Annotated in this window: 11 protein-coding genes; 5 read left to right on the plus strand and 6 right to left on the minus strand. The window is 43.5% G+C overall.

Translation table 11 applies throughout. The annotated features are described in order from the left end of the window. Positions 1 to 83 precede the first annotated feature (83 nt). Positions 84 to 1,493: a glutamate--ammonia ligase gene (gene glnA / locus D3222_RS05190; RefSeq protein WP_118985197.1), complete on the minus strand. Its 1,410-nt coding sequence runs from the start codon at positions 1,491 to 1,493 to the stop codon at positions 84 to 86. Between the two features lie 458 nt (positions 1,494 to 1,951). Here glnA and typA point away from each other — a divergent pair, with 458 nt between their 5' ends. Further along, positions 1,952 to 3,790, plus strand: coding sequence for a ribosome-dependent GTPase TypA (gene typA, locus D3222_RS05195; protein ID WP_118985198.1), 1,839 nt, complete (start codon positions 1,952 to 1,954; stop codon positions 3,788 to 3,790). 56 nt (positions 3,791 to 3,846) lie between these two features. On the opposite strand, the gene D3222_RS05200 is transcribed toward typA, so the two are convergent. The 3 genes from D3222_RS05200 to D3222_RS05205 all read right to left on the minus strand — a co-directional run bounded on the left by D3222_RS05200 (position 3,847) and on the right by D3222_RS05205 (position 6,802). Continuing rightward, a complete protein-coding gene (locus D3222_RS05200; RefSeq protein WP_118985199.1) occupies positions 3,847 to 4,416 on the minus strand; it encodes a disulfide bond formation protein B in 570 nt (189 codons plus the stop codon). 14 nt (positions 4,417 to 4,430) lie between these two features. Beyond that, positions 4,431 to 4,589 carry a DUF5993 family protein gene (locus D3222_RS25820; RefSeq protein ID WP_339367475.1) on the minus strand — a complete coding sequence of 53 codons (159 nt, stop codon included), beginning with the start codon at positions 4,587 to 4,589 and terminating at the stop codon, positions 4,431 to 4,433. 758 nt (positions 4,590 to 5,347) lie between these two features. Beyond that, positions 5,348 to 6,802: a carbon starvation CstA family protein gene (locus tag D3222_RS05205; protein ID WP_118985200.1), complete on the minus strand. Its 1,455-nt coding sequence runs from the start codon at positions 6,800 to 6,802 to the stop codon at positions 5,348 to 5,350. Positions 6,803 to 6,958: 156 nt separating this feature from the next. On the opposite strand from D3222_RS05205, the gene yihX reads away from it, so the two are divergent. From yihX to fabY, 3 genes are all read left to right on the plus strand, one after another. Next, positions 6,959 to 7,585 (plus strand): glucose-1-phosphatase, encoded by a 627-nt coding sequence (gene yihX, locus D3222_RS05210; RefSeq protein WP_118985201.1) that lies wholly within the window; start codon positions 6,959 to 6,961, stop codon positions 7,583 to 7,585. A gap of 44 nt (positions 7,586 to 7,629) precedes the next feature. Then, positions 7,630 to 8,067, plus strand: a complete 438-nt coding sequence (gene dtd / locus D3222_RS05215) for a D-aminoacyl-tRNA deacylase (RefSeq protein ID WP_036778428.1) — start codon at positions 7,630 to 7,632, stop codon at positions 8,065 to 8,067. A gap of 73 nt (positions 8,068 to 8,140) precedes the next feature. Beyond that, positions 8,141 to 9,058 carry a fatty acid biosynthesis protein FabY gene (gene fabY / locus D3222_RS05220; RefSeq protein ID WP_118985202.1) on the plus strand — a complete coding sequence of 306 codons (918 nt, stop codon included), beginning with the start codon at positions 8,141 to 8,143 and terminating at the stop codon, positions 9,056 to 9,058. A gap of 293 nt (positions 9,059 to 9,351) precedes the next feature. Here the strand turns inward: fabY and D3222_RS05225 are convergent, their stop codons facing one another. After that, complete coding sequence (locus tag D3222_RS05225; protein ID WP_232832404.1) at positions 9,352 to 11,061, minus strand: AsmA family protein; 1,710 nt, start codon at positions 11,059 to 11,061, stop codon at positions 9,352 to 9,354. A gap of 678 nt (positions 11,062 to 11,739) precedes the next feature. Between D3222_RS05225 and D3222_RS05230 the strand changes: the two genes are divergently transcribed. Further along, complete coding sequence (locus tag D3222_RS05230) at positions 11,740 to 13,293, plus strand: 4-hydroxyphenylacetate 3-hydroxylase family protein (protein ID WP_118985203.1); 1,554 nt, start codon at positions 11,740 to 11,742, stop codon at positions 13,291 to 13,293. Between the two features lie 87 nt (positions 13,294 to 13,380). Here the strand turns inward: D3222_RS05230 and D3222_RS05235 are convergent, their stop codons facing one another. After that, positions 13,381 to 13,620 (minus strand): hypothetical protein, encoded by a 240-nt coding sequence (locus D3222_RS05235; RefSeq protein WP_118985204.1) that lies wholly within the window; start codon positions 13,618 to 13,620, stop codon positions 13,381 to 13,383. Positions 13,621 to 13,750: the final 130 nt, after the last annotated feature.

Below are 13,750 nucleotides of genomic sequence, written 5' to 3' on the forward strand. Positions count from 1 at the left end.
AGAGAACAGGAAAAGGGCCCATCCGAAGATGGGCTAAAGGTTTCACGGCAACAAAAAATGATCAGCGGAAACGGCGCTGTTAATTACACACTGTAATAGAGTTCAAACTCCAGTGGATGGGGTGTCAGACGGACACGCTCTATTTCACTGTTTTTCAAGTCAATATAAGCATCAATGGCGTCATCGGTGAATACATCGCCACGGGTCAAGAATTCGCGGTCGGCATCCAATGCTGCCAGCGCTTCATCCAGAGAAGGGGCGACAGTTGGGATCTCTTTGGCTTCTTCCGGTGGCAGGTCATACAGATTTTTATCCATCGCATCACCGGGATGAATTTTGTTGATGATGCCGTCAAGACCTGCCATCAACTGAGCGGCGAATGCCAGATAAGGGTTAGCCGCCGGATCAGGGAAACGTATTTCAATACGGCGAGCTTTAGTGCTGGCAACAACGGGAATACGGATGGATGCCGAACGGTTACGGGCAGAGTAGGCCAGCATAACTGGTGCTTCATAGCCCGGAACCAAACGTTTATAAGAGTTGGTTGTTGGGTTGGTAAACGCGTTCAGCGCACGAGCATGTTTGATAATACCGCCAATGTAGAATAGCGCCAGTTCAGATAGACCGCCGTATTTGTCACCGGCAAACAAGTTAGTCCCGTTTTTAGACAGAGACATATGGCAGTGCATACCGGAACCATTATCACCAACCAGTGGTTTTGGCATAAAGGTTGCGGTTTTACCGAAATTGTGCGCGACATTATGTACGACGTATTTGTAAATCTGGGTTTCGTCCGCTTTTTTGGTCATGGTGTTAAAGCGGGTAGCGATTTCATTTTGGCCTGCTGTTCCCACTTCATGATGGTGAGCCTCCACAACCAACCCCATCTCTTCCATCGTCAGGCACATCGCTGAACGTAAATCCTGCGAAGAATCAACAGGAGGCAGCGGAGCATAACCGCCTTTTACCGCAGGCCGGTGACCTTTGTTACCGCCTTCATATTGCGTCCCGGAATTCCATGCCGCTTCGATATCATCGATGTGATAGTAAGAGTGGGACATGGCACTGCCGAAGCGCACGTCATCAAACAGGAAAAACTCTGGTTCTGGTCCACACAGGACAGTATCGGCAATTCCGCTTGAACGTAGGAAGTTTTCAGCACGTTTGGAGATGGAACGGGGATCACGGTCATAGCCTTGCATGGTGCCTGGCTCCAGAATGTCACAACGTAGAGTGAGTGTGGCATCGTCAAAGAAGGGATCAAGCATGGCTGTGCTTGGATCTGGCATCAGCACCATGTCAGATTCGTTAATCCCTTTCCAACCGCTGATTGAAGATCCGTCAAACATTTTGCCATCTTCAAAGAAGTCTGCATTAACCTGATGAGCAGGAATGGTCATATGTTGTTCTTTGCCTTTGGTATCAGTGAAACGCAAATCAATAAACTTCACCTGATGCTCTTCAATCATGGTTAAAACATGTTCAACGGACATACTCGGTTTCTCCTGGTTTGTGTCGGTCTTGATAAAATGGTCGTGGTTAAGACTAAAGAAAACACAGTCACATCGTTTTACCTTAACAAGGCTATTTACACGTTTGCAAACTTATAGTTTTGAAAGTCGAATAATAGTTTTGAAAGTCGAATAGTTGTGAAAATCAATTCAATCACGAAAGCATTTGCGAAAAGCGTGCCAACTTTTTAACGCCTTGCCATATACTGTGTTGTGAGTATTCCCGTAAGGGGATACCTTGATATTCGGGAAAATTGCACTAAATTGGTGCAATTATGTTACTGCGAAGCACAATATGAGTGCATTTGTGCCGAAAGTGCGTCTGTTTATAGGCGTGAAAGGGATCACAATTTCATTGTTATCAAGTTGTTAAGCATAGATTATTGTGATCCTGTTTAGTCCTTCGACCAATGTGTGTACAATAGCGCGCCATTTATAAAATGCCTGAGGCAAAGTTTGTGATCGAAAAATTGCGTAATATCGCCATCATCGCGCACGTTGACCATGGTAAAACTACCCTGGTTGACAAGCTGCTGCAACAATCCGGTACTTTCGGTGACCGTTCGACAGCGACAGAGCGTGTGATGGACTCCAATGATTTGGAAAAAGAGCGTGGAATTACTATTCTCGCAAAAAATACCGCCATTAAATGGAATGACTACCGTATTAATATCGTAGACACTCCGGGACATGCCGATTTCGGCGGTGAAGTAGAACGTGTTATGTCTATGGTTGACAGTGTACTATTGCTGGTCGATGCTATGGACGGGCCAATGCCTCAGACCCGTTTTGTGACACAGAAAGCGTTCGCTCATGGTTTGAAACCGATTGTGGTCATTAACAAAGTTGACCGTCCTGGCGCACGCCCTGATTGGGTTGTGGATCAGGTGTTTGACCTGTTTGTTAACTTGGGAGCGACTGATGAGCAACTGGACTTCCCCATTATCTATGCATCGGCATTGATGGGAATTGCCGGTACTGATCATGAAGATATGGCGGAAGATATGACGCCGTTGTATCAGGCGATTGTCGATCATGTAGAGCCACCGAAAGTTGACCTTAATGGTTCATTCCAGATGCAGATTTCTCAGCTGGACTATAACAATTATGTTGGTGTTATCGGGATTGGTCGTATTAAGCGCGGTACTGTTAAGCCAAACCAGAACGTTACAGTTATTGATAGTGAAGGTAAAACCCGGAACGGCAAAATCGGTAAGGTTCTGGGCCATCTGGGGCTGGAGCGTATTGAGAGTGAGCAAGCGGAAGCGGGCGACATCGTTGCGATTACCGGCCTGGGTGAGCTGAATATTTCCGATACGCTGTGTGATACTAATGCTGTTGAAGCGCTGCCCCCGTTGGCTGTTGATGAGCCGACAGTAAGCATGTATTTCTGTGTTAACACCTCCCCTTTCTGTGGACGTGAAGGCAAATATGTCACCTCACGTCAAATCCTTGAGCGTCTAAAGAAAGAGTTGGTTCACAATGTCGCCCTGCGTGTCGAAGAAACAGAAGATCCGGATGCGTTCCGTGTTTCTGGCCGTGGTGAATTGCACTTATCTGTTCTGATTGAGAACATGCGCCGTGAAGGTTTTGAACTGGCGGTATCCCGTCCGAAAGTTATCTTCCGTGAGATCGATGGCCGTAAGCAAGAACCTTTCGAGCAAGTGACGCTGGATATTGAAGAGCAGCATCAGGGAGATGTGATGCAGGGCTTGGGTGAGCGTAAAGCAGATCTGCGCGATATGTTACCAGACGGTAAAGGCCGTGTGCGCCTTGATTATGTTATTCCAAGCCGTGGTCTGATTGGCTTCCGTACTGAGTTCATGACCATGACCTCCGGTACCGGTCTGCTGTATGCAACATTCAGCCACTATGATGATATTCGTCCGGGTGAAATCGGTCGCCGTCAGAACGGCGTGATGATTTCCAATGGTCAGGGCAAAGCGGTTGCTTATGCACTTTACAGCTTACAGGATCGCGGTAAGTTGTTCCTTGGTCATGGCGCGGAAGTGTATGAAGGCCAGGTTATCGGTATTCATTCTCGTTCTAATGACCTGACAGTTAACTGTCTGACAGGTAAGAAACTGACTAACGTCCGTGCATCTGGTACCGACGAAGCGACAACCCTGTCTCCACATATTAAGAAAACCCTGGAGCAGGCTCTGGAGTTTATTGATGATGACGAGCTGGTGGAAGTGACCCCGGTGTCTATTCGCCTGCGTAAACGCCATCTGACGGAAAACGAACGCCGTCGTGCGTATCGCAGTAAAGAAGCATAATCTTTCCTGCAATATCCATGCTTAGGGCGCCAATGGCGCCCTGAGTTTTTTGGGATTTATTTACCCAGCAATTGATAGAACGTTGGGTTGTCATCACACTGCCCACCGCCACACTCCAAAATGGTGGAGATTAAATTTGCGGTAATTAATATGACAAATAATCCGATAATAATCTGACCGATAGTAGACGTTTTTTGCTTTTCTTCGGTTGTTTTTTCCAGGCTTTTCAATATCAGCATGGCCGATATGCCGATAATCGCAATAACTGAGCAGATAAGGGCCCAAGTATAGAAATGTATACCAAAAAGCGCGGAACCATAACCGAGATCACCGGGGGTGATATGTAAAAACACTTGTCGAATCGCAACAATGCCAGTCACGATGCAGCCGATAAGTGATAAGCCATAGTGCGCACTTTTGATACCAAAACGTAGATTAAACAGGAAACCAAACCCTATCATGATCATGCCTGCTCGCTGTAGCAGACATAATGGACAAGGGAGTTCCGAAAGTGCCAATTGATAATAGAAGGCAATGGTTAGAGCAGCACTGATAGCAAATAACCCAATGAGGTTAAATATCATGCCGTAGCTGATCTGTTGTTTTGTTGCTAATACCTGATTCATCAGATTGTCTCCCGTTAAAAAGATAGATTTAACGAATCAGTTGCATGATGGATAAACCAAGCTACAGTCGTCACCAAAAGAAGACCCCACAGGGTATAACTGGTTTTATACTTGCCATATAGGGTGGTGAGAACCGCAAATAATGCGAGTAAAAAAGGTAAAAACATATACATGGTTGATTCTCCTGTTTTCTAAAAACATTTAAGACCTTTCCCTGTAGTAGATTGCTTTCTTCAGGGTAGGGAATTCATCGAACTCAGTTTAGGATCGTTTACTTCGATACAAGCGATCAATTATCCAAACACAAGTTGTCCATTAAAAGAAACGCTTTGGTGCCATTAATGGGAGTCACTCTCTTTGGGTATCGCATTTGAAAACGTACAAACCTACATTTATTAAAGCAAAGTTTTAGTATTCGAATGGTGTATGATTTAACACACTATTCGTAGTGTGCTGCTAATAACAATTGTAGTCAATCTTGTTTATGTCTGCCACTATTCAGCAGGATCAGTGTGATTATCATTTGGCAAGAGTTTCAATGAGTTGTTTTTTATTTAATAGTTAAGCAGGAAACGATTAAAAACGACAAATCGTATCTTTGCCTGGAAACTTCCCAGTGTAACGACTATTCGTAGGTTTGCTTTTAAATGGCCTAATCTATCCAATTTTCTACAATTAACCTTCTACCCAGATGAATTCTTTTTCATTGTTTGTCACTATAATGGGCCGTGAGCTTCTGGCATAACTTGCAATATGTAGACACTAATTGTTCTGGCCGTAACGCTTAAATTATCAATATCCATGTGATATCCCGCCTGATATTTGCAGGAGGAATAAATGTTTCTTATCACGATAAAGGAGGCCGGCAATTAAAACCCCTCAACTTTTTATCGTGAGGGGTTGTTGTGATATTTAATCGCTGCTTGGGTTTTTACTCATTTAATGCTTCGGCTTTTATATTATCGGAAGCTGATTGAGAGCGGACTTTTGCAAAGAAAGCAATGGTGACAATCGCCATTGCTGCCAGGCCGATAACAACAGAGATGTTCCAGTTTAGCGCAAAACCTTCTGGGGCAAATGCCAGATAGGTGAAACACACCGCGGTCATAAACATGGCTGGCAGGGTAGTAATCCAATGGAATTTATTACGGCGCAGCAGCCATGCGGAAGCCGCCCATAACATGACCATTGCTGTGGTTTGGTTCGCCCAACCGAAATAACGCCAGATAATGTTGAAGTCAGTTTTGGTAATCAGATAACCGACAATAAACATTGGCACACTTAATAATAGGCGTTTAGCCATTTGCTGCTGAGGAATATTCAAGAATTCAGCAATAATCAGCCGGGCGGAACGGAATGCGGTGTCGCCAGAAGTAATTGGCAAAATTACCACACCGAGGATTGCCAGAATACCGCCGACAGTTCCTAACAGAGAGGTGGATACTTCGTGAACAACCAGAGAGGCCGTACCTTGATCAATCACGGCCTGTAATGCGTTAGTATCTTCATAGAAGCTCAGGCCCAATGTACACCAGATTAGCGCGATAATACCTTCACCAATCATTGCGCCGTAGAAAACGAAACGGCCATTTTTTTCATTTTGCATACAACGTGCCATCAGCGGAGACTGAGTAGCGTGGAAACCAGAAATAGCACCACAGGCAATCGTGACAAACAGCAATGGCCAGACAGGCAGATCTTTCGGGTTAAAGTTAGTGGTGAAATCCAACCCTTGTGAATAGAAAGGTTTATCGCTCATCGCTAAACCGACCATCAGCGCGACAGACATAAACAGCAGCAATGCACCAAACAGTGGGTAGAGGCGCCCGATGATTTTATCAATAGGCACCAACGTTGCGAGAATATAGTAAGCGAAGATAACACCGACCCAGATAGCAATGTTATCCCAACCCATTGCCTCTTTCAGCAAGTTATTCAGTAAACCGGCTGGACTCAAAACAAAGACGACTCCAACTAGCATCAGCAGAATAACAGCAAATATATTCATGAAATGCTTCATGGTTTTGCCCAGTTCGTTACCAACGATAACGGGCACGGATGCACCGCGGGCACGCACACTGAGCATACCGGAGAAGTAATCGTGTACTGCGCCGGCAAAGATACAGCCGAATACAATCCACAGCATGGCAAGCGGGCCATAGAGGGCACCAAGAATTGGGCCGAAAATAGGACCGACACCGGCAATATTCAGTAGCTGAATTAACCAAACTTTTGGGGTGGACATAGCAACGTAATCAACACCATCAGCCATAGAAAGCGCGGGGGTTTTTCTTTCTGGTTGAATAGTGAATATCTTTTCGACAATTTTGCCATATATGAAATATCCAACCAGAAGAAGGCCGATACAGAGGAGGAACCACAACATAAATATAACACCTTACTCGACTTTTTTAATCTGGATGCTACTTTATCGTTTCGTAAGAAAAATACCGTGAAGTGATTCGCTTTTTACTTGTCTGTACTGTTTTCTAATTGAAAATACGATTAAAGTAAAAAGTTATTAATTAGCCAGGAGGTAATTATGTTATATATCTTCGATATGGGTAATGTGATTATTGAGATTGATTTTAAAAGAGTTTTAGCGGTATGGAGTAATTTGAGCGGGACACCTCTTGCGACTTTGACTAAAAATTTCTCTATGGGAGAAACGTTTGAAAAACATGAGCGTGGTCAAATTACTGATCTGGAATTCGCTGATACTTTATGTCAGGAAATGAATATTTCACTCAGTTTTGAGCAGTTTGCTGCTGGATGGCATGCTATCTTTATTAATATTCGGCCTGAAATCATTCAGATAATGAAGAAATTACGTGAGGCGGGACACCGGGCTGTAGTGTTATCCAACACAAACCGTTTGCACCTGGATTACTGGCCACATAATTATCCAGAGATTGCGGCATCCGCTGATTACCTCTATTTGTCGCAGGATTTGGCAATGCGTAAACCTGAGCCTGATATTTTCAAATATGTGCTTGAGACAGAAGGTTTTTCACCGGATCAGGCGGTATTTTTTGACGATGTGCTGGAAAATGTGGAAGCAGCCAGGGCGTTAGGGATCAATAGCGTTCATGTTGTTGATAGGCAGACAGTGCCAGATTATTTCGAAGCAATCGGTTTTTCTGAACAAAATGAGGGATTGAACGGATAATAGAGGATAGTGTGCTGATGCTACTATTTGAGTAAAGGAAAAATATGATCGCGTTAATCCAGCGGGTAACACAGGCAAATGTTGTTGTTAAGAACGAAGTGGTTGGGGAAATTGGTCACGGCCTGCTGGTGTTGCTAGGCGTTGAGAAAGGAGATGATCAACAGAAGGCAAAACGGTTGTGTGAGAAGGTGATAGGGTATCGGATATTCAGTGATGAACAGGACAAAATGAACTTGAACATCCAACAAATCGGAGGCAGTTTGCTGGTTGTCTCCCAGTTTACACTGGCTGCCGATACTCAAAAGGGCATGCGACCCAGCTTTTCTGGTGGCGCTGCCCCAGATAAGGCCGATGAATTATATCGCTATTTTGTTGAACAATGCCGCCAAAGTGGTGTAAAAACAGAAATCGGGCGGTTTGCTGCCGATATGAAAGTCAGCCTGACAAACGATGGGCCAGTCACTTTCTGGTTGCAGGTCTAGCAACCAAACAATAGCCAGTAGAACGCAACCATCCCCGATTAAACATCATGAGCAAAAGAAAGGGGCAGTTTCTATGTATCATCTGCGAGTACCTGAAACAGAACAAGAACTGGAAGCATATTACCGATTTCGTTGGGAAATGTTGCGGAAACCACTGCATCAGCCTGTAGGCTCTGAGAAAGATGGTTACGACACTACGGCTCATCACCAGATGGTGGTGGATGAGAAAGGGAACCCGGTGGCGGTAGGGCGTTTATATATCAATGCGGATAGTGAGGGGGCAATCCGCTTTCTGGCAGTGCATCCCAACGTGCAAGGCAGAGGGTTGGGAAAATTAATCGCAATGGCCCTGGAATCTGTTGCCCGTCAGGAGGGTGTTAAACGGGTAGTATGCAGTGCTCGTGAACATGCAGTGGCGTTTTTCAGTAAGCTGGGGTTTGAAAACCGTGGGCCAATTACTAGCCCGCAAACGACACCCGTTCGCCATTTTCTGATGATAAAGCCGGTCGCAACACTGGATGATATTCTCCACCGGCCAGATTGGTGCAGCGAACTGCAACAAGCTTGGTACAAACATATTCCCCTCAGTGAAAAAATGGGGGTACGAATTTCTCAATATACCGGTCAGAGCTTTATTACCACCATGCCGGAAGCCGGGAATCAGAATCCTCACCAAACTATCTTTGCTGGCAGTCTATTCTCACTGGCGACATTGACCGGTTGGGGGTTAATCTGGCTGTTGTTACAGGAACGTCAACTAGGTGGTGATATCATTTTGGCTGATGCCGATATTCGTTACAAAAAACCGGTTGTTGGCAGGCCAAAATCTGTTGCGGATCTTAAAAATATGAGCGGCGATTTGGCTCGTTTGGCACAAGGCAGTAAAGCAAGAGTGAAATTGGATGTGATTGTCAGCGGTGATCAGGGCATCGGTGCGGTATTTACTGGCACCTATATGGTATTGCCAAATGCTTATACGGCCATCGCTTAGATTTCATTTCACAGTGGCATTAAATATGCCACTGGGGATATTTTTCATATCATCAGCAGAAGAAAATAATAAAAGTCGCTTTTATAAGATTAAACTTCGTTGAGTACCCGCCACATAAAGTCATCAAGTTTAGTACGGAAAAATGGGTAAAATTTAATTGCATTTTTAACGTATTGATATTAATACGGCTTTTTGGCTGATACTGATCGGATATTTTATTAATGGATTGAAATAGAAAATAACTATTATAAGACTGAATCGGGCACAGCACATATGTACCCGAACATTCATTACTATAGCTTAACAACCGGACAGGTTTCACAGTTTGGTGTGGATATTTGCCCCTTATCGATGGTTTGAGTTTCGTTGCCTGATTGTTTATCCGTGGCAGTCAATGTACCATCGATAGTACTTTTAATATCATCAGCAGTAAGATCTCCCTGTATTAACAGCGTGAAATTGCCTTTACCCTGTAATTTCAACGGCGCCCACCGCCATTGAGGCAAAATCGCTAAATCTGCATCTATTCCCCGGAAATCTAAAGTGAATGGCTTCTGTACCTGTTGATCTACTGTGCCTTTTATTTTCAGCAATCCATCATCAACAGAAGCATTTAATTGGTCGAGGATCAGTTTATTTCCCTCTGTATGTAATTTAAGGTAAGGGCGACGTAATTCAATTTTGTTAAATGTTCCGCTGGTGGCACTTAGGTTCGAAGAGCCACGCCAGATCCCCCATTTTCCTTCTTTCAGTAACTCCATGTCATGGATATAACCACTGAGGGCGGTAAGCTGGAATGGAAAATCGGGGTTAATATCAATCAATAAGCTGTTGTTAATTGTCAGCTCGTTAATGGAAAATCCAGATATCCATTCAGGCAATGATTTTTTCAGCAACTGATACCAGTTTTGTGGCAAGGTATAAGTTAAACTGGCAACCGTTGCATTGGTGATGCTGAATTGCTTTGTTTGGTGATTCCATTGCGCTTTGACGTGAAATAACCCCTTTTCCCAACGGGAAGTGAGATTGGAAATAGTGAGTTCATTGCCGGCGATAAGAAGGTGACCAATAACATCGGTGAAATGAAGATCATTCAGCGTAGTATCCATAACGTTGAAATCAATGATGCCCTCTTTTGCCTGCCAGCTCCCGTTAGTCAAACCGACATTTTTTACTGAGACATCCAAATAGTTAGCAGACCAGTTTTTACCTTCCAGCTTGGCATTAGTGAGACTCAGATCTTTGATGCTGACGGCGGGTAATTTGTTCGTTTTTAGCAATAACTCTTCAAGTGTCATTGACGTTTGCCAACGAATATTGCTGATAAGTAAATTATCCCACTGCCAGCGACCATCAGGCAGACGCTGCCCATTGCCTGATATCGAACCCTGTGCCAATGTTGCACCAAATGAACGGATAGTCAGCGTATTCTGCTGGTTATTTCCTCGCATAATGACTTTTTCAAGAGAAATATCATTGAAATTCAGTTTATCAGCGCTGAATTGAAATTCCCCATTCCCTGCCAACTTATTTGATTGTGGGTTCCAGGGGGTGATACCGCCGGTGATGTTTTGTCCTTGAATTTGCCAGTTTGCATTTTCTGCCTGAATAGCCATTTGATTAAGTTGCAGAATATTGGTGCTAAACGGTAAGGATTGTTGCTGGCCTTTGATTGTTAATTGGCCCTGTTGCAATAACAGACGATGAAAATGACGCGGGGAAGTGAGTTGCTGCCAGTTGAAATCGAATGCGACAACTTGAGCCGCTAAAATGAAAGTCTGTTGCTGATTGCTAATGACAATATTGGAAAAGGCCAGAGTACCTGGTTGTGACCAGTTATGTTCAATATTGCCGATTTGAACCTGATAACGGCTGTGATGACTCAGCCATTGGCTAAGCTGATGCGCTCCCCAGTTTGTCTGTACCACGACATAAACAGTGATTACTGCCAGTATTCCCAGTAATAACAGAGTAACCAGCGATTTTCCTAACCATCTCATCATCGGACTCCCCTTTAATCGGCTTATAGTTTCCTTTTATACCCTTCATCTTTCAAGCTGCTGCTTTGTTGGCTACTTTCACTCACCCCAGTCACATCGTTATCCATGCTCCTGGGGATTCGTTCACTTGCCGCCGCGCTGCAACTCGAAATCTATTAGGTATATGCCGTAATTTTCGTGTTCACTCAAGAGATGGTGGATAAAAGTTATGAGCGAGGAGAAATTATTATTTGTAACATTTGTATAATTTAACAATACAAATACCAATAAGTCACTATATTAGTTGTTATTTATAATAATTTCAGGGTATGAAATGAAAAAATAATGAATTATTCGTTATCGTTTTATTCTATTAAAATAAATTTCAGAGATTAATCTTTGATTAATTGTATTTTTGTTTTTTGTGCTAAGTTTTTATTAATAACTTGGCGTTTTTGTGTGAATTTGTTAATAATTATATTGTGTGATTAATATAATTATTAAATCTATATTTTATTGCATGACAATATAGCCAATGACATCCGAATGAATTAATGTATTAATGGATGGCTATAAATGGAATAATGATGTTTTTTCGTCATTCCTTTCTATTCCTTTCTCAGTTTGATTGATGCTTGAAATAACACTGCATAGTTTATTTTCACCCATCTTCCGGCAAATAAATAATGTAAGGAATCTACTATGTCAGAAAACATGAAACAAAAATCGTCGAATGAAGGTAATATCCGCACAACCCGTCCACTTACTGGAAAGGAATTTCTGGATGGGCTAAACGATGGTCGGGAAGTCTGGGCTTATGGTGAACGCATTAACGATGTTGTCAACCATCCTGCTTTTCAAAATCCGGCCCGAGCTATTGCGAAACTCTACGATGCTTTGCACGATCCTGCTTATCGTGACGTACTGACCACGGCTACAGATACGGGTAGTTGTGGTGTAACACATCCTTTTTTCCGTATACCGCGCTCGCAGCAGGATTTAATTGCTGATCGTGATGCTATTGCCACGTGGGCTCGCATGAGTTATGGCTGGTTGGGCAGAAGCCCTGATTATAAGGCTTCGTTTCTTACCTCGCTCGGCGTAAAGCCGGAAATTTATGGTGAGTTTGCTGATAATGCAAAAAACTGGTATATCCGTTCGCAGGAAAACGTGTATTACTGGAATCACTCGATTATTAATCCGCCAATAGATCGTCATTTATCACCTGATGAAATTGGGGATATTTGTATTCATGTTGAAAAAGAGTGTGATGATGGATTGATTGTCAGCGGCGCTAAAGTTGTTGCCACAGGATCGGCGATTAGTCACTACAACTTTATTGGTCATTACGGTTTACCAATAAAGAAACGGGAATTTGCGTTGGTCTTTACCTTGCCGATGAATACCCCGGGAGTGAAATTAATTTGTCGTCCTTCTTACGCAATGGCGGCTGATAAAATGGGCAGTCCTTTTGATTATCCGCTCTCGTCCCGATTTGATGAGAACGATACGATAATGATTCTGGATAAAGTGAAGGTTCCTTGGGAAAACATATTTATCTATGGAGATGTAGATAAAGTTTCGTTATTTTTTGCTGAATCGGGTTATTTTCATCGGGCGATGTTGCATGGTGTGACTCGACTGGCTGTTAAACTTGATTTTCTTTCTGGGTTGCTTATTAAGGGTGTTGAAGCTACGGGTACGAAGGATTTTCGTGGCGTGCAAGCACGGGTTGGTGAAGTATTGTCATGGCGTAATATGTTTTGGGCGCTCAGTGATGCGATGGTTAAATCTCCGGAGCCTTGGAGTGGAGATGCTCTATTACCTCGGTACGAGTATGGGATAGCTTATCGTTGGTTTATGACGTTGGGTTACCCGCGGGTAAAAGAAATTATCGAACAGGATCTGGGCAGTGCCTTGATTTATATTAACTCCCATGCCCGCGATTTTTCCAACCCGGAACTGTCTCCTTATCTTGATAAATACATGCGTGGTTCCAATGGTTACAGTGCAGTTGAGCGAGTCAAGCTTATGAAACTGATTTGGGACTCTATCGGTACGGAATTCGCGGGCAGGCATGAATTATACGAGCGCAATTACTCCGGCAACCATGAAGCTATCAGAGTCGATGTATTATTGGCTTCCCAAGCCACGGGCTTAGTGGATCAATTGAAAGGATTTGCTGAGCAGTGTATGAGTGAATACGATCTTGATGGTTGGGTTGGTAACGATTTTATTTGGCCTTCCAACCGCTAAGAGATAAATCATCATCACGCGCGATGATGGAATATACGTGCGTGATGAGTTGATTATGTGTAACCCGATATCAGATTTGTAGAAAGATTATTTCTCCTGAGGAAACACCAGATTAAGAGTGATGGCTGTCAGACCACCAGCAGCAATACCGGAAGAGAGCAAAGTTTTCAGCCAGTCAGGAGCGAATTGTAAAATTAGGCGGTATTGTTGCGGCTTGTTCGGAGGATGAGGTGAACATGGTGTGAAATCCCGGACTGACAAAGAACGCATTTTAATGATCAGTCGTGTAAAAGCAATCGGTTGCGTAGAAATTTTGTCATTTGTCATGATTCGCTCTGGTCACATTTTTATATGTTTTAACTTGTGTTTGTTGCAGATTTTTTTTCTAATCCAGCGTTGCCTGCTTTTGGCGTTTTCTAAAGGATGAGTATAACGTCGTAATAACTTACATAATTTT

Source organism: Photorhabdus sp. CRCIA-P01, assembly GCF_003545805.1.
In the GTDB taxonomy this organism is placed as follows: domain Bacteria; phylum Pseudomonadota; class Gammaproteobacteria; order Enterobacterales; family Enterobacteriaceae; genus Photorhabdus; species Photorhabdus antumapuensis.